The sequence below is a fragment of the Thermosynechococcus sp. QS41 genome, assembly GCF_031583515.1.
In the GTDB taxonomy this organism is placed as follows: domain Bacteria; phylum Cyanobacteriota; class Cyanobacteriia; order Thermosynechococcales; family Thermosynechococcaceae; genus Thermosynechococcus.
The window spans coordinates 389,040-403,207 of the sequence record NZ_CP134181.1; the positions used below are offsets into that span (position 1 = coordinate 389,040).

Here is a 14,168-nt window from a genome sequence, read left to right on the forward strand (position 1 = left end):
TCAACTCTGACTCAGTTTAATTTCTATCGCTACCGCTGCCAAGACTACGACGTTTTGTTACTGTTTGGAAGGCGTAAATAATATCTCCTTCCTGCCATTGTTGAAAATCATCCAAGCGCACACCACATTCGTAGCCCGCCGCAACTTCGCGGACATCGTCCTTCATGCGTTTTAGCGAACTCAAGATGCCTGTGTGAATGACACTTTGCTGGCGCAGCACCCGTACTTTGCAGTTGCGCACGAGCTTGCCATTGAGGACATAACAACCGGCCACAGCTCCTTTGCTGAGGGGGAAGATAGCTCGCACTTCGGCTTGACCCAGTTCTTCCTCGACCAGTTCGGGTTCCAGCATCCCCTCCATTGCCCCTTGAATATCATCGAGGAGCTTATAGATGATGTTGTATTCGCGGACATCAACGTTGTGCTGCTCAGCCGCTTGGCGTGCCCCTGAGGCAAGGGTGGTATTAAAGCCAATGATGACGGCACTACTGGCGGCGGCAAGGTCAACATCGGTTTCAGTAATTTCGCCGGGGGCAGCCAACAAGACTCGCAACTGTACTTGATCTTGGGGCAGTTGGTTGAGGGCCGCCAAAATCGCCTCGACGGAACCTTGAACGTCGGCTTTGAGAATGAGATTGAGTTCTTTGAGTTCCCCTTCGCGGGCTTGACTGGACAACGAGGTAAGGGAGACCCGCCGGGCGGCTGCGGCTTGGGCAAGGCGGGATTGGCGTTGAGCGGCGGCTCGCTCCTCCGCAAGGGCACGGGCGGCTTTTTCATCGCTGAGGACTTCAAATTCATCCCCGGCAGCAGGGACATCCGCCAGACCCAAGACTTCGACAGCAAAGGAGGGGGTTGCTGCCTCGACACGCTGCCCGCGATCGTCAATCATGGCGCGAACCCGACCAAAACAGGCACCTGCCACCAGAATATCGCCGACCCGCAGGGTACCGTTTTGTACCAGCAATGTGGCCACAGGTCCCCGTGCCCGATCCAAGTGGGCTTCAATGACGGTGCCTTTGGCAGGGCGATCGGGATTGGCGTAGAGATCCTCCACCTCAGCCACCAGCAGGATCATTTCTAGGAGCGTATCGAGATTTTGCTGTTGCAGGGCACTGACAGGCACCATAATCGTGTCGCCGCCCCACTCTTCGGGCACCAAGCCGTATTCAGTGAGTTCCTGCTTGACCCGCTCCGGTTGGGCAGACTCTTTGTCAATTTTGTTAATGGCGACAATGATCGGCACTTTAGCTGCTTTGGCGTGGCTAATGGCTTCAATGGTTTGAGGTTGCACCCCATCATCGGCAGCAACCACGAGAACAGCAATATCGGTGACCCGTGCCCCCCGTGCCCGCATGGCGGTAAAGGCTTCGTGACCGGGGGTATCGAGAAAGACTACCTGATGTTTTTCGCCGTTGTGTTCGACATCCACGTGGTAGGCGCCAATGTGTTGCGTGATGCCGCCTGCTTCCCCTTGAGCCACTTTGGCATTGCGAATGGCATCGAGAAGGCTGGTTTTGCCATGATCCACGTGACCCATAATCGTGACTACGGGTGGACGCCGTTGCAGGTGATCGAGGTCGCTCGACTCCAGCATTTCGGTAACTTTTGTGGCCTCGGCTTTCTGCTGTGCCGTTTCCACCGTAATCCCCAATTCCTTGGCCACGAGTTCAATTGTTTCCACCTCAAGGGTTTGGTTGATGGTGGCGGCAATTCCCTTAAAGAAGAGAATTTTAATGATTTCCGCTTCGGGGCGACGCACTAAACTGGCCAACTCCTGCACTGACATCGGGCCTGCAATCGTAATGTGATCGGGCGGTGGTGCTTCGGCTGGCTCTTCGTGACGGCGATCGCGATGCCGGGGTTGTTTTTTCTCGCTGCTTTTTTCGGTTTTCGCCGCTGGTGTAACGGGACGGGCGGGACGAGGCGCCTTGGGCTTGGGTGGCCGTTGCAGCGATTGGCTGACATCAACGGTTACTTGGTGTACCCCGACCAAACGGCTGGTGAGTTCTAGTTCTTCCTCTTCGTCAATGACTTCTTCACGCAACTTGACGACGCGGGAGGATTTCCGTTTGTTCTCCTCATCATCAAAGTCTTTGTGACGGTGGCGGTCTTTGATGACTTTGCTAACGGACTTGTCATCGAGTACCTCAACGGTTTCGGTGACGGGCTTGGGTGGATTGGGTGCCCGCAGGACTGGCGCAACGGGTTTGGGTGGCGGTTGTAGCTCTGGTAAAGCTGGCTTGGGCGCCATTTCCGGGGGGTTGACGGGTGCCGGGGGAACTGCCCGCTGGACAATTTCAATGCGATCTTGACTGCTGGGTTTCGCAGGAGCGATCGCCACCTTTTCTTTTTTGGGGGGTTCCTTTAGCTCTTTGCGGGGTGGGGGAGCCGCAGCGACTTTTTCCACTTTCTTGGTGGGGCGGGCGGGCGGAGGGACTAAAGTAGGCGCTGGACGCGGTGGTGTCGGTTCGGGTTTTGCGGGAGGTGTAGGGGGTTTGGGCGCCACAGGTTCCACTGCCTTGGTGGCAACTGGTGCAGGGGGTGTGGGTCGCGCAGGGGGCTGCGGTGCTTGGGGACGAGCGGGAGGTTGTTGTAATTGAGGCTTGGGCGCTTCTGGCGTCTCAGAGCGGGGTTGAGTGTGGACAGCAACAATTTGCTGCGTTTTTGGAGGGGCTGGGGCTTTCTTCACAGGAGGAGGTGTTTTTGAAACTTTACGGGGTGAGGCACTATGGGGTTGATAGGTTTTGGCCGCTTCGCGAATGCGATCGGCATCGGCATCGGAAATTGTGCTGCTGTGACTTTTATAGGCAATTCCCAACTGTTCACAGATCGCCAATAAATCTCGATTATCTAGGTTGAGTTCTTTTGATAGGTCATAAATGCGAACTTTACCAATGCTCATGCTGTCTCTCAAAGGCTCTGAAATCTCTACAAAGGGCAAACGGTAGGGCGATCGCGATCGCTCAGGTAAAGGCTACCGTCAAGGTGGAATTAATGGGTTTTAAGGGATGGGTTGGGGCAACTCACTCAACAACAATCTCAAGAGTCGGGGCTAAAAAAATAGAAGTATCCCTATTATTAACGATTTTGGTAGGGATTGATCAGGGTAACAGCCCTAAGGGGGGATCAATTTCAATTCTGCGGGCTGCTAGATCAACCACCGGCACGATGGCTGGCACAAAGGGAATATACACTGATCGGGGGGCTTCTTGCGCTGGGTCGAGTAACTGCACTTCCAGTAAGTCATTGCCGGCATTGACCAAGCCCACCACTTCGCCAACTCGCTCACCTTGGTGATACACGGCAAGTCCAATCAAGTCCATGAGGTGGTATTCATTTGCGGCAAGGGGTGGGCGATCGCTGGCGGGGACTAAAATTTCTGCCCCCTTGAGTGCCTCCGCTGCGGTGCGATCGCTGACTTCGGCAAAGGTAACCACAAACTGTTCGGCACGGGGTAAAAATCGCCCGCGCACGAGGGTAACCGCATAGGGTTGGGGCTGCCGGGGCGATCGCAACCAACGAGAACCCGCCACGGTAAAGCGTTCGGGAAAATCGCTAAAGGGCTTGACCTTGACCTCCCCCCGCAGGCCGTGGGCACCGACAATTTGGCCGATACAGAGCCATTCACTTGTCTCAGGGAAGGGGGTCACCATAGGCCGTCCAAGCCAACTTGAGTAAACCGTTCATAATTGCTGTGGCAACGCTCACGCCCCCCTTGCAACCCTTAATGGAGATGTGGGGCACCCAAGACTTTTGCAGGCGATCCAAAATGGGGGGGAGAAAATTGGGGGCAGCGTCAATAATTAAGGCAGGGCGAATTTCCTGAGCCTCCACTAAAGTCAGGAGAGGTTCTAGGGCTGAATGATCACTACTGAGGACAAAAATAGCCGTGGGATGGCGTCGTGCCAAGGTTTCTATGCCAAAAGCAATGCGGGACTTTTCCTGCTGCGGACGGGTGAAGGTTTCTGCCCCACAGTAAATGGGATTGCCAAAGGTGTTTTGGGTGTAGGAGAGCACCCCCACCTGCACCATCGTCACATCCACCACAATCGGGGTATGAGCGGCAAGGGCAGCCACACCGGATTGCAGGGCCTGCTCTGAATAGACAATCAAATTCAGATATTCTAAATCCCCTGTCGCATAAATCACACGGCGCGTAATATCATACTGTGCTGGACTCAGGTTGTGCCCGGCCAGCAACTGGTCAATAACCCGTAGTTGTGCAACGTCAGACTGGTGCCATTCCATCAAAGGTGCCGCAAGGGAGCTAGGGAATAATCAATATAGCAACAAAGTTTTCCCCCCACTAGATGCGGGGTAGGCGTGACACCCTCTAGTGTACGGGGCGATCGCCCGATTTCATGCATGGTGTGGCGATCCACGATTTCAGCGAGACTGGTATGCTGGAAACAGCGTCCTTGAACTTGTGCCACTGTGTCTCAGATTCTCTGTCCTGTCCCGGCAGATCAACGACCGATCAACGAATATCGTGACCTCAAAGCCTCTTGGTTTTTTGAATGGTCGAGTTGGCCGCGGCCGCGTTTTCAAAGGCGTTTGCTACTGCTGTGGGGGATGGCTTGGCTCATTAGTGGTCCGGTGGCGATCGCCAGCTTTTCAGTGCAAGAGGCACCCCTACATGTTTTCTTCGCTGGGGTGCTAGGAGCAAACTTCCTGCTGTTGCTGATTCTTTTGCGCCTTGTACTCGGTTGGGCTTATGTGGGCGATCGGCTGCACCGTCCCACGGTCATTTATGAGGAAACGGGCTGGTACGACGGTCAAGAGTGGCAAAAACCCGAAACTGAATTGGCTCAAGATCGCCTGATCTATACCTACGAGTTGCGCCCGATTTTACAACGGTTACAGGTAACCCTTTTGGCGCTCGTGATCTTTTCTTTGGGACTGACCCTTGCTTGGGCACTCCTGTAGCTGCTGCTGATATTGTTGCTCATTGACCTGCATGACCGAACCTATGTCCAAACGCACCCAAGCCCCTCTGCTCGATGTTTGCTTACTGCGGGAAGGGATTGTTGAGTCGCGCCACCATGCCCATGCCGTGGTCTGTGATGCCCGTGGCCGAATTCTTGCCCTTGCAGGAAACGCGGAAACCGCTGCTTTTATCCGCTCTGCCCTCAAGCCCTTTCAAGCCTTGGCAGTGACCACCACGGGAACGATGGAGCGGTTTGACTTGAGCGATCGCGACCTCGCGATTATCTGTAGTTCCCACCAAGGGCGTATTGAGCAAGTCCGCCAAGTCTTTAACATCCTCTGGCGTGCCGATGTGGATCCCACTGCCTTGCAATGTCCCGTTCCCCCCGGCCGCCAAGGGGCACTGCAGCACAACTGTTCGGGTAAACATGCGGGGATGCTGGCGGTTTGTCAACAGCGCAATTGGCCATTGGCAAGTTATCTGCACAAAAATCACCCCGTTCAGGCTCTGATCCTCTCCAAGGTGGCGGAACTACTGAAGATGCCCGCCGCAGAATTTATCTGTGCCCACGACGACTGTGGGGCGCCCACGTATTTGATGCAACTGGTGCAGATGGCCACCCTTTACGGCCAACTGGCCTCGGGCAATGACTGGGCAATGGAGCGCGTCGTTCGTGCCATGACCCACCACCCTGATTTTGTTGCCGGTCCCGGTGCCTTTGATAGCGAGCTGATGCGCCTCACGGAGGGGGAAATCCTCAGTAAGTCCGGAGCTGAGGGGATTCAGTGTGTGGGTCGTGTGGGCGAAGGGATGGGATTGGCGATTAAGGTGAGTGATGGTGCGAAGCGTGCTAAGTACGCCGTTGCCATTCAATTGTTGAAGCAACTGGGCTGGATTACTCCCAGTGTGGCGGAAGCCTTGGGGGAGCAGTTTCTGATTCCCAACCAATTTACCCGTCTCGAGGTGAATGGTGAACTGACCTTTGCCTAGGGGGCTAAATTCTAGCCTGAATAGGTTCTCCCTTGGGTTATGATTTGTATTCAATTTTAGTGAGCACGGAGGCTGTTGTGGCTGTCACAGCAAATGTCGGAACCATCTTTCCTGTGGTGTGGGCGGGCGATCGCGTGCAGTTAATTGACCAAACCCGCTTGCCAGAACAGTATGAACTCAAGGACATCACCACCGCAGCGGAGATGGCCACCGCCATTCGGACGATGATTGTACGGGGTGCGCCAGCGATTGGTGTGGCAGCAGCTTTTGGTATGGTCTTAGGGGCACGGGAATACACGGGGAGCGATCGCGAGGGCTTCTTGGCTCACCTAGAGAATGTCGCTTCCGAATTGCGGCAAACCCGCCCAACGGCAGTGAATTTATTTTGGGCCATCGATCGCATGCTTGGGGCAGCCCAGCAAGCCACAGCCAGCCTTGAGGAACTGCAGCAGCACCTTCTTGAAACCGCCCAAACCATTGCCCGTGAAGATGTGCAAACCTGTCAAGCCATTGGTGAAAACGGCCTTAGTGTCCTGCCGAAAACGCCCGAGAAGTTGCGCCTGCTTACCCACTGCAATGCCGGTGCCCTAGCGACAGCAGGCTATGGAACAGCGTTAGGGGTGGTTCGTGCGGCTTGGGCGGCGGGTCGCTTGGAGCGAGTCTATGCCGATGAAACTCGTCCTCGTCTTCAGGGAGCGAAATTAACCGCTTGGGAATGTGTGCAAGAGGGCATTCCTGTCACCCTGCTGGCGGATACGATGGCGGCGCACTGTATGCAGCGAGGGATGATTGATGCGGTGGTGGTGGGCGCCGATCGCATTGCCTTGAATGGGGACACCGCCAACAAAATTGGTACCTATAGTGTTGCCCTCGCCGCCAAAGCCCACAACATTCCCTTCTTTGTCGCCGCCCCCCTTTCTACAATTGATACTAAAATTGCTACTGGGGCGGAAATTCCCATTGAGGAGCGCCACCCCCAAGAAATTTATCAGGTGGGGTTTAGCCGCGTTACACCCGCTGGGGTAGATTTTTACAATCCGGCTTTTGATGTCACCCCTGCCCATTTAATTAGTGGCATTATTACAGAGCTAGGGGTTTTTGCTCCTGCTGACCTTGCACAGGGTATTGGTGCAGCAGCAGGTTAACGGCGGCAGACTGCACGGGCAATATCACCCGCTATCGTACCGGGAGGATAGCTTTTGGTTCCCGTCCAATCCCAACCGTAATAATCACTCTTAACATCGTAGGGATTACAGGACGCCGTTGCCCGATGCCAGTAATCGTCGCCAAGGGTCGAGAGGCTAAAATCCACTTGGATAATGCCATTCCTATTTCTATAAAAGCGACGGGAATCCATATCCACAGTGTAAACACGGCCTCTACTGTCGCGAGCCACTTCCACTTCCATTTCTGCGAAAGCAGGCGGGGCGATCGCCAGACTGAGGCTCAACGTTGCTGCCCCCACAAGGGCAACAGGTGTCCGAAACATGGTCACAAAACCTCTTTTTTTGCTAACACGATCGTAGCAACTGTGGTAGAAAATCGTTATTCCCAATTCAAAAAGCTTTATAGAAAAGATGATTTCCTCGCCATCCTCTTTAAGTACAACCGACCTCAACGCCCTTGCTGAACGGATCCGTATCGCGGCTGAGCGAGCCAATGGAAATGTCCATGACCTGTTGGCATTGCTGCGGCTTTTAGAGCAATTGCATCGCGAAATTTGTGACAATCAGTTTCAAGCGGCCTTGCCCACCAACCGCCAAGCGCTCTATCAACTACTGCGGGATATTGAAACCAATGGCGGCTGGCCTTACATTCCCCGCAAACGCCTAGAGTCTTTTTTGGGGGCAATTCAAGAGGAATCAGATAGTCATGAATGTTGAACGCTGGCTGATCCGCCAAGAGCCGCAGTGGCTAGAGCTAGAACACCTCCTCAACCGTGCTGAGACAGAGGGGATTCAAGCGCTATCGGCAACGGAGATTTGCCGCCTCAGTCAGTTGTACCGCTTGGTTAGTGCGGATTTAGCGCGGGCAAAAACTCGCCGCTTGGGCAGTAGCATCGTCAACTATTTGCAGGGTCTCACCTTGCGGAGCTACAGCCAAGTCTATCAGGGTCAGCGCTCCCAAGATTGGCGCAAAGTTTGGTTGTTTTTCCAGCGGGGCTTCCCAGCGGTTGTCCAGCAAACATGGGTCTATACGGCCTTTGCCTTGGGGGTATTTCTGGTGGCGGCGGCGATCGCTTGGTGGTATGCGTGGAGCGATCGCCAGTTTTTGGAACTAGTGGTACCCGCAGACATCCTTTCCCTCGTGGAAGAGGAGGGCAAGCTCTGGATGGGATCGATCGTGGGGGTTGAACCCCTAGCCTCCAGTGCCATTATGACCAATAACCTGAGTGTGGCTTTTGCCATGCTAGCGGGAGGTATCCTAGGGGGACTAGGAACCCTCTATATCCTCTGGAATAACGGTCTGCACATGGGGGCGATCGCTGCCTTGGTGGCACAAAACAATCTAGGGTATCCCTTTTGGGCCTTTGTCAGTCCCCATGGTGCTTTGGAGCTGCCTGCAATTTTTCTGGCCGGCGCTGCGGGTCTGTTGTTGGGGCAAGCGATTCTCTTGCCGGGGCGTTACCGTCGCCTGAGCGCACTCAAAGGCAATGGCGCCTTGGCAGCACAACTGATGTTTGGCATTGTTCCCCTCTTGGTGATTGCGGGCATTATCGAGGGCTTCTGGTCGCCCAATCCCCTGATTCCCAACAGTGTGAAATATTTGTCTGGCCTAGGGTTGTTTGCGGCTTTAGGCTTTTATTTGGCTTGGCCGCTAGAGCGATCGCCCACGGGTGAGGGAAAATAGAAGGATGCTTTATTGACGTTTAGGCCGATCGCGAGAACACTATGGCAGAAAACTGGCGCAGTCGCATCATTACAGAAGGCGTTCAACGCACCCCCAACCGAGCCATGCTGCGAGCCGTGGGCTTTGGCGATGAGGATTTCAACAAGCCGATTGTTGGGGTGGCCAGTGCCCACAGTACGATTACCCCCTGCAATATGGGGATTGCTGCCCTTGCCAGTCGCGCCGAAGCAGGCATTCGGGCAGCGGGGGGAATGCCGCAGTTGTTTGGCACAATTACGGTCAGCGATGGTATTTCCATGGGCACGGAGGGGATGAAATACTCTCTCGTCTCGCGGGATGTGATTGCTGATTCGATTGAGACCGCCTGTAATGCCCAAAGTATGGATGGGGTGCTGGCGATCGGTGGCTGCGACAAAAACATGCCCGGCGCGATGATTGCCATGGCACGGATGAACATTCCCGCCATTTTTGTCTATGGGGGCACGATTAAGCCGGGTCATTGGCAGGGTCAAGACCTGACGGTTGTTAGCGCCTTTGAAGCCGTGGGTCAGTTTAGTGCCGGCAAAATGGATGAGGCGACGCTCCATGCGATTGAACACCATGCCTGTCCGGGGGCGGGTTCCTGCGGCGGGATGTTCACGGCCAACACAATGTCCTCAGCCTTTGAAGCTATGGGCATGAGCCTAATGTACTCGTCAACAATGACAGCAGAGGATGCTGAAAAAGCCGACAATACAGAGTTGGCGGGCAAGGTGCTGGTGGAGGCGATTCGTAAGAATATTCGACCCCGCGATATTATCACCCGCAAATCCATTGAAAATGCCCTCAGTGTGATTATGGCGATCGGTGGCTCGACAAATGCCGTGCTGCACTTTCTGGCGATCGCCCACAGTGCCGAGGTTCCCCTCACCATTGATGACTTTGAAACCATTCGCCAGCGGGTGCCCGTTCTCTGCGATCTCAAGCCCTCGGGTAAATACGTGACTGCGGATCTACATCGGGCAGGGGGCATTCCCCAAGTAATGAAAATGCTCCTCAATGCTGGCTTGCTCCACGGGGATTGCCTCACGATTACGGGGGAAACCATTGCCGAGCGGCTGCGGGATGTGCCCGATACCCCCGACCCCAACCAAGAGGTGATTCGTCCGTTTGACAAGCCTCTCTACGCCACCGGCCACCTGACCATTCTCAAAGGGAATTTAGCCACTGAGGGCGCTGTCGCCAAAATCTCTGGGGTAAAAAATCCGCAGATTACCGGTCCGGCGCGGGTCTTTGACTCTGAGGAGGCCTGTTTAGAGGCCATTTTGGCCGGCAAGATCAACCGCGGCGATGTTATTGTCATTCGCTATGAAGGCCCCGTTGGCGGTCCCGGAATGCGGGAAATGCTGGCTCCCACCTCTGCCATTATTGGTGCCGGTTTAGGGGATAGTGTTGGCCTCATTACCGATGGTCGCTTCTCTGGTGGAACCTATGGCATGGTCGTGGGTCACGTGGCTCCGGAGGCGGCAGTGGGTGGCACGATCGCCCTTGTGGAGGAGGGAGACTCGATCACCATTGATGCCCATCAGCGGCTGCTGCAACTGAATGTCAGTGAGGAAGAACTGGCAGCGCGGCGGGCTAAATGGCAGCCCCCGGCACCTCGCTATACCCGTGGGGTATTGGCCAAGTATGCCAAACTAGTGTCTTCTAGTAGTCTGGGGGCGGTGACTGATCGCTTTGTTTAGAGGTGGCTAATTCCTGCAAAAAGGCCTCGATACCGGCGCGATCGCTCGTTTGGCGCGGATAGACCAGAGCAGGGCGTTGCAGGGTAATCAGCTTCACCCCCAGCTCACGGGCAAGGGTCTGCTTGATCTGCTCACTCTCGGTACCCGAGGCCTTGGTCACCACCGTTGTAATCTGCCACTGTTGCCAGAGGGCGCGCTCTAACTCTCGCGATACGGGGGGGAAAATGGCAATTAAGCGCTGGCGATCGAACCCCGCCGCCAAGGCAGCCTCCAGTGCGCTTGTTGTGGGCAAAATCCGTGCAAAGAGGGTAGCCTGACGCTGGAGGGGCGCAAAAGCTGCCAAATGTTTGACTCCTAGGGTCAGCAACACCCGCTCACCCATGAGGAGATCCCCTTGCAGCAGTGTTGGCAAATCAGTATAGATGCCAAGAGCTGGCGGAAATGCTGGGCGTTCAAAGCGCAGGTAGGGCAAGCCAAATTCTTGGCTGATGGCAATGGCAAGGGCAGAGATTGCCACCGCAAAGGGATGGGACGCATCCACCACGGCTTGAATCGAATGTTGCTCGATAAACTCACGGGCACGCTCAGGGGTCAAGCGCTCGATATGGCAACTCAACAACGGATGCGCGTCATAAAGATGGCAGGCCGCCGCTGTGGTCACGCTCACCCAGCAGGGAAACCCTTGGCAGACAATTAATTGGGCAATCCAGCGACTCTCTTGGGTGCCGCCAATCAGCCAAATCGCTCCAGTCACCTAGCCCAGCAACGCTCGGCGAAAGTTTTCTCGATAGGACTTATTCATCAGTAGCGGTAGCCACAGCACGCTGAGAACAAAGCGCGATTGTGTGTAGTAGGTGCGGTGAAACCCTTGCCAAAAGCGCAGCGCAATCAAGAAGTAGAGAACAATTGCACCCAGACCGAGGAGTTCCATAAAGACGTTAGTGGATCTGAACTACCACTTCCACATTACTGGATTCTCCGGATCAAGGGTAGCAATGACCGGCCGGCTAATTTCATCGAGCATGGCCAAAATGGACTTATCTAACTGAAGGTCAGCCGCTTTGATATTTTCTAGCACTTGTTCCGGATGGCGGGCACCAACAATGGCACAGGTTTGCGGTTGATGCAGTAGCCAAGCCAACGCCAAATTCCCGACACTGCTGCCCAAGCTCTGGGCAATCGGTTTCATCAACTCAATCGCTTCAAGGGCACGGTCGTAGGTTTCTCCCTGAAAGAGCTGGTTTTTAGCACGGTTATCCTCAGGGTCAAACTGGTGGCCGGGACCAAAGCGACCCGTGAGCAACCCTTGGGCGAGAGAGGAGTAGGCCAAAACGGTAATCTCATGCTCAATACAGAAGGGGATGAGTTCTGTTTCTGCCCAGCGCCAAAAGAGGGAATAGGGGGGCTGGACACTCTCAATGCGTCCGTACTGCATCGCCTCCGCCAGTTGAGCACGGGAAAAGTTGGAGACCCCAATGGCACGGATTTTGCCCGCCACTTGCAACTCCACCATGGCTTGCATGGTTTCCTCGATGGGCACGATTTCTGAGCCAAAGGAGCCGGCAGGCCAGTGAATTTGGTAGAGGTCAATGTAATCAGTGTTCAGGTTGCGCAGCGATCGCTCGCAGGCGGCAATGACCTCCTTGTAGCGCAAGTGGTTAGCAAACACCTTTGTTGCATAGACACAGCGATCGCGCAAATCACCGACCGCTGCGGCCACAATCCGCTCTGAATGCCCATCGCCATAGACCTCAGCCGTATCAATGGTAGTCATCCCTGCTTCCACAGCCGTGCGGATCGTGCGAATGGACATCTCATCTTCTATACCGACCCACCAACGCTTGCCCGCTTGCCACGTGCCAAGAATGAGTGGCGTAATTTGGATATCTGTACGACCAAGGGGACGAGTTTGCATACAATCCTTCTCTTAAAGGAACAGCTAGGGGGGATGGTGGGAGACTGCACAATGGGTTTGACGATGACGTGATTGCGCTCTTGGTGCTTGGCTTCATAAAGCGCCTAATCCGCTGCATTAAACAGCTCTAAGGGGGAATCATTTCCCCGCGGAATCAGTAAGGCCACCCCAAAGCTCAGTCTCCCACAGCAACCCGCTGAAGAATATTCATGGACAATGTATCTCGCTTGAATCGCCTCCTGCAACTGCCACGCCACCAACTCCGCACCACCAATGTCTGTAAATGTCAATTTTTGTGACAAACCAAGAAGAGTACTGTCGTGCTGCCATAGATTTTAATGCGTTGCTGCTGCCAGCCGATCGCCAAGATCGCCTCTAAATCTGGTGGATTTTTTGTGCGACACTCAACAGCAATTTCTCCCTCAGGGCTAAGACACTTTTGCTGCCAAATTAACTGGAGAACGGGTAGATATAAGTCACTATTATAGGGAGGATCAAAGTAGATGAAGTCAAACTGAGGCACAGGGACTTGGGTCAATTTCTGGCGCACATCTCCCCGCAAAACTAAAGTGTGCTGATGGGGCTGGGCAAGGGTTGACCAGTTTTGGCGGATGACTTGACAGGCTTGGGGAGACTGTTCGATCGCCACCACCCACTGGGCACCCCGCAGCAGGGCTTCCGCTCCCATGGCACCGGTACCAGCACACAAATCCAGCCAACAACATCCTTGGAGGCGACCCTGCCAAATATTGAAAATGGCTTGGCGAACTTTGGCACGGGTGGGACGGGTACTGTGACCGGAAAGGGTTTTGAGCGATCGCTGGCCAGAAATTCGCAGAGGCATACGCTTAAGGTAACGGCTTTCGCCCAAAATAAAAAGCCCCGGGAGTCTTGCCGTGTTTCGACCCCAGGACTTTTGTTTGCGAATCACTCCTCACTACCTACAAGATACTCTGAGTCCTTGGGAACTCCTGTAGCGACACATGACACTTTCTCAAGCGGCACCCTTTTGGCTTTAGGCTGCGGGCGTTGACTGCATTGTCGTGGTTCCTTTGGTTTGGGCAAGCCTGCCAATTTCCTGATCAATAAAGAAGAGTCCTTGCCCCTCCGTGCCAATCAGTTCAATCTTGTCAAGGATACTCTTGAACAAAAACTCTTCTTGGTGCTGCTCGGCCACATACCACTGCAAAAATTGCAACGTCGCATAGTCAGGCTCCGTATCCGCTAACTGCACTAACTCATTAATTTTGTGAGTTACAAACTGTTCATGCTCATAAACTTGACTGAACATCTCCCGCAGGGACTGAAATGTGTGTGGGGGAGCTTCCATACCGCCTAGGATTGCCAAGGCACCGGTTTCATGCATGTAGTTCAAAAGCCGCCGCATGTGTGCCATTTCTTCATCAGCATGTTGACTGAGGAACGCCGCACAACCCTCAAGGGCTTTGTGGGCACACCAGGAACTCATCTGCAAGTAGAGATGTGCTGAATAAATCTCAAGGTTGATTTGCTCATTGAGCCGGTTGGTCATTGCTTGGGATAGCATTGTTGATTCTCCATTCGTAAAGTTCAAGAGGGTAAAAACCACACTGATGACAGCCGCCACAGTGGCTAGGGATGATTTTTTTCACCCGTCCTTTGCGGATGAGTTGGCTAAGGATCAGTTCAATCATCGCTGGCGGTACCTGAAAATGGGCAACCAATTCTTCCAAGGAAACCACGTGGTGCTTCTGAATATAGTCCTGCAGTTGCAAGAGCATAA

At 54.3% G+C, this 14,168-nt stretch carries 17 protein-coding genes; 6 read left to right on the forward strand and 11 right to left on the reverse strand.

Features of this window, described 5'->3' with window-relative positions; translation table 11 throughout:
- Window positions 1-16 precede the first annotated feature (16 nt).
- From infB to RHJ80_RS01815, 3 genes are all read right to left on the reverse strand, one after another.
- Window positions 17-2,902, reverse strand: a complete 2,886-nt coding sequence (gene infB, locus RHJ80_RS01805; RefSeq protein ID WP_310801350.1) for a translation initiation factor IF-2 — start codon at window positions 2,900-2,902, stop codon at window positions 17-19.
- 199 nt (window positions 2,903-3,101) lie between these two features.
- On the reverse strand, window positions 3,102-3,653 hold the full coding sequence (gene rimM / locus RHJ80_RS01810; protein ID WP_310801351.1) for a ribosome maturation factor RimM: 552 nt from the start codon (window positions 3,651-3,653) through the stop codon (window positions 3,102-3,104).
- A complete protein-coding gene (locus RHJ80_RS01815) occupies window positions 3,634-4,248 on the reverse strand; it encodes a precorrin-8X methylmutase (RefSeq protein WP_149821050.1) in 615 nt (204 codons plus the stop codon). Before RHJ80_RS01815 ends, rimM begins: the two co-directional genes overlap by 20 nt.
- A 186-nt stretch (window positions 4,249-4,434) precedes the next feature.
- Between RHJ80_RS01815 and RHJ80_RS01820 the strand changes: the two genes are divergently transcribed.
- From RHJ80_RS01820 to mtnA, 3 genes are all read left to right on the forward strand, one after another.
- Window positions 4,435-4,926, forward strand: a complete 492-nt coding sequence (locus RHJ80_RS01820) for a CGLD27 family protein (protein ID WP_206200818.1) — start codon at window positions 4,435-4,437, stop codon at window positions 4,924-4,926.
- A 43-nt stretch (window positions 4,927-4,969) separates the two neighbouring features.
- Window positions 4,970-5,917 carry an asparaginase gene (locus tag RHJ80_RS01825; RefSeq protein ID WP_255451666.1) on the forward strand — a complete coding sequence of 316 codons (948 nt, stop codon included), beginning with the start codon at window positions 4,970-4,972 and terminating at the stop codon, window positions 5,915-5,917.
- A 77-nt stretch (window positions 5,918-5,994) separates the two neighbouring features.
- Entirely contained in the window at window positions 5,995-7,062 is a 1,068-nt protein-coding gene (mtnA, locus tag RHJ80_RS01830) for an S-methyl-5-thioribose-1-phosphate isomerase (RefSeq protein ID WP_310801352.1), read from the forward strand.
- Here mtnA and RHJ80_RS01835 read toward each other — a convergent pair.
- Complete coding sequence (locus RHJ80_RS01835) at window positions 7,059-7,406, reverse strand: hypothetical protein (RefSeq protein WP_310800394.1); 348 nt, start codon at window positions 7,404-7,406, stop codon at window positions 7,059-7,061. The genes mtnA and RHJ80_RS01835 overlap by 4 nt on opposite strands.
- Window positions 7,407-7,494: 88 nt before the next feature.
- Here RHJ80_RS01835 and RHJ80_RS01840 point away from each other — a divergent pair, with 88 nt between their 5' ends.
- The 3 genes from RHJ80_RS01840 to ilvD are packed head-to-tail and all read left to right on the forward strand — an operon-like array spanning window position 7,495 to window position 10,491.
- On the forward strand, window positions 7,495-7,800 hold the full coding sequence (locus RHJ80_RS01840; RefSeq protein WP_206200821.1) for a hypothetical protein: 306 nt from the start codon (window positions 7,495-7,497) through the stop codon (window positions 7,798-7,800).
- Window positions 7,790-8,767 carry a stage II sporulation protein M gene (locus RHJ80_RS01845; RefSeq protein ID WP_310801353.1) on the forward strand — a complete coding sequence of 326 codons (978 nt, stop codon included), beginning with the start codon at window positions 7,790-7,792 and terminating at the stop codon, window positions 8,765-8,767. Before RHJ80_RS01840 ends, RHJ80_RS01845 begins: the two co-directional genes overlap by 11 nt.
- Window positions 8,768-8,808: 41 nt before the next feature.
- Window positions 8,809-10,491, forward strand: coding sequence for a dihydroxy-acid dehydratase (gene ilvD, locus RHJ80_RS01850; RefSeq protein WP_310801354.1), 1,683 nt, complete (start codon window positions 8,809-8,811; stop codon window positions 10,489-10,491).
- Here the strand turns inward: ilvD and RHJ80_RS01855 are convergent.
- The 7 genes from RHJ80_RS01855 to RHJ80_RS01885 all read right to left on the reverse strand — a co-directional run bounded on the left by RHJ80_RS01855 (window position 10,454) and on the right by RHJ80_RS01885 (window position 14,166).
- A complete protein-coding gene (locus RHJ80_RS01855) occupies window positions 10,454-11,245 on the reverse strand; it encodes a cobalt-precorrin-6A reductase (RefSeq protein WP_310801355.1) in 792 nt (263 codons plus the stop codon). The two genes, ilvD and RHJ80_RS01855, sit on opposite strands and share 38 nt — an antisense overlap.
- The gene (locus tag RHJ80_RS01860; protein WP_206200825.1) at window positions 11,246-11,422 is read right to left on the reverse strand and encodes a hypothetical protein; all 177 of its coding nucleotides are present in this window, start codon (window positions 11,420-11,422) and stop codon (window positions 11,246-11,248) included.
- 21 nt (window positions 11,423-11,443) lie between these two features.
- Window positions 11,444-12,406 (reverse strand): aldo/keto reductase, encoded by a 963-nt coding sequence (locus RHJ80_RS01865; RefSeq protein ID WP_206200826.1) that lies wholly within the window; start codon window positions 12,404-12,406, stop codon window positions 11,444-11,446.
- Window positions 12,407-12,510: 104 nt separating this feature from the next.
- Window positions 12,511-12,696 carry a hypothetical protein gene (locus RHJ80_RS01870; RefSeq protein WP_206200827.1) on the reverse strand — a complete coding sequence of 62 codons (186 nt, stop codon included), beginning with the start codon at window positions 12,694-12,696 and terminating at the stop codon, window positions 12,511-12,513.
- The gene (gene rsmD, locus RHJ80_RS01875) at window positions 12,693-13,250 is read right to left on the reverse strand and encodes a 16S rRNA (guanine(966)-N(2))-methyltransferase RsmD (protein ID WP_310453186.1); all 558 of its coding nucleotides are present in this window, start codon (window positions 13,248-13,250) and stop codon (window positions 12,693-12,695) included. Before rsmD ends, RHJ80_RS01870 begins: the two co-directional genes overlap by 4 nt.
- Window positions 13,251-13,421: 171 nt before the next feature.
- On the reverse strand, window positions 13,422-13,952 hold the full coding sequence (gene ftnA, locus RHJ80_RS01880) for a non-heme ferritin (protein ID WP_310801356.1): 531 nt from the start codon (window positions 13,950-13,952) through the stop codon (window positions 13,422-13,424).
- On the reverse strand, window positions 13,918-14,166 hold the full coding sequence (locus tag RHJ80_RS01885) for a FeoC-like transcriptional regulator (RefSeq protein WP_206200830.1): 249 nt from the start codon (window positions 14,164-14,166) through the stop codon (window positions 13,918-13,920). The genes ftnA and RHJ80_RS01885 overlap by 35 nt, the downstream gene beginning before the upstream one ends.
- Window positions 14,167-14,168: the final 2 nt, after the last annotated feature.

Coding starts and splice junctions, on each gene's coding strand:
- infB (WP_310801350.1), bottom strand. CDS start 2,902: ATGAGCATTGGTAAAGTTCGCATTTATGACCTATCAAAAGAACTCAAC.
- rimM (WP_310801351.1), bottom strand. CDS start 3,653: ATGGTGACCCCCTTCCCTGAGACAAGTGAATGGCTCTGTATCGGCCAA.
- RHJ80_RS01815 (WP_149821050.1), bottom strand. CDS start 4,248: ATGGAATGGCACCAGTCTGACGTTGCACAACTACGGGTTATTGACCAG.
- RHJ80_RS01825 (WP_255451666.1), top strand. CDS start 4,970: ATGTCCAAACGCACCCAAGCCCCTCTGCTCGATGTTTGCTTACTGCGG.
- RHJ80_RS01835 (WP_310800394.1), bottom strand. CDS start 7,406: ATGTTTCGGACACCTGTTGCCCTTGTGGGGGCAGCAACGTTGAGCCTC.
- RHJ80_RS01840 (WP_206200821.1), top strand. CDS start 7,495: ATGATTTCCTCGCCATCCTCTTTAAGTACAACCGACCTCAACGCCCTT.
- RHJ80_RS01845 (WP_310801353.1), top strand. CDS start 7,790: ATGAATGTTGAACGCTGGCTGATCCGCCAAGAGCCGCAGTGGCTAGAG.
- ilvD (WP_310801354.1), top strand. CDS start 8,809: ATGGCAGAAAACTGGCGCAGTCGCATCATTACAGAAGGCGTTCAACGC.
- RHJ80_RS01860 (WP_206200825.1), bottom strand. CDS start 11,422: ATGGAACTCCTCGGTCTGGGTGCAATTGTTCTCTACTTCTTGATTGCG.
- RHJ80_RS01865 (WP_206200826.1), bottom strand. CDS start 12,406: ATGCAAACTCGTCCCCTTGGTCGTACAGATATCCAAATTACGCCACTC.
- rsmD (WP_310453186.1), bottom strand. CDS start 13,250: ATGCCTCTGCGAATTTCTGGCCAGCGATCGCTCAAAACCCTTTCCGGT.
- ftnA (WP_310801356.1), bottom strand. CDS start 13,952: ATGCTATCCCAAGCAATGACCAACCGGCTCAATGAGCAAATCAACCTT.
- RHJ80_RS01885 (WP_206200830.1), bottom strand. CDS start 14,166: ATGCTCTTGCAACTGCAGGACTATATTCAGAAGCACCACGTGGTTTCC.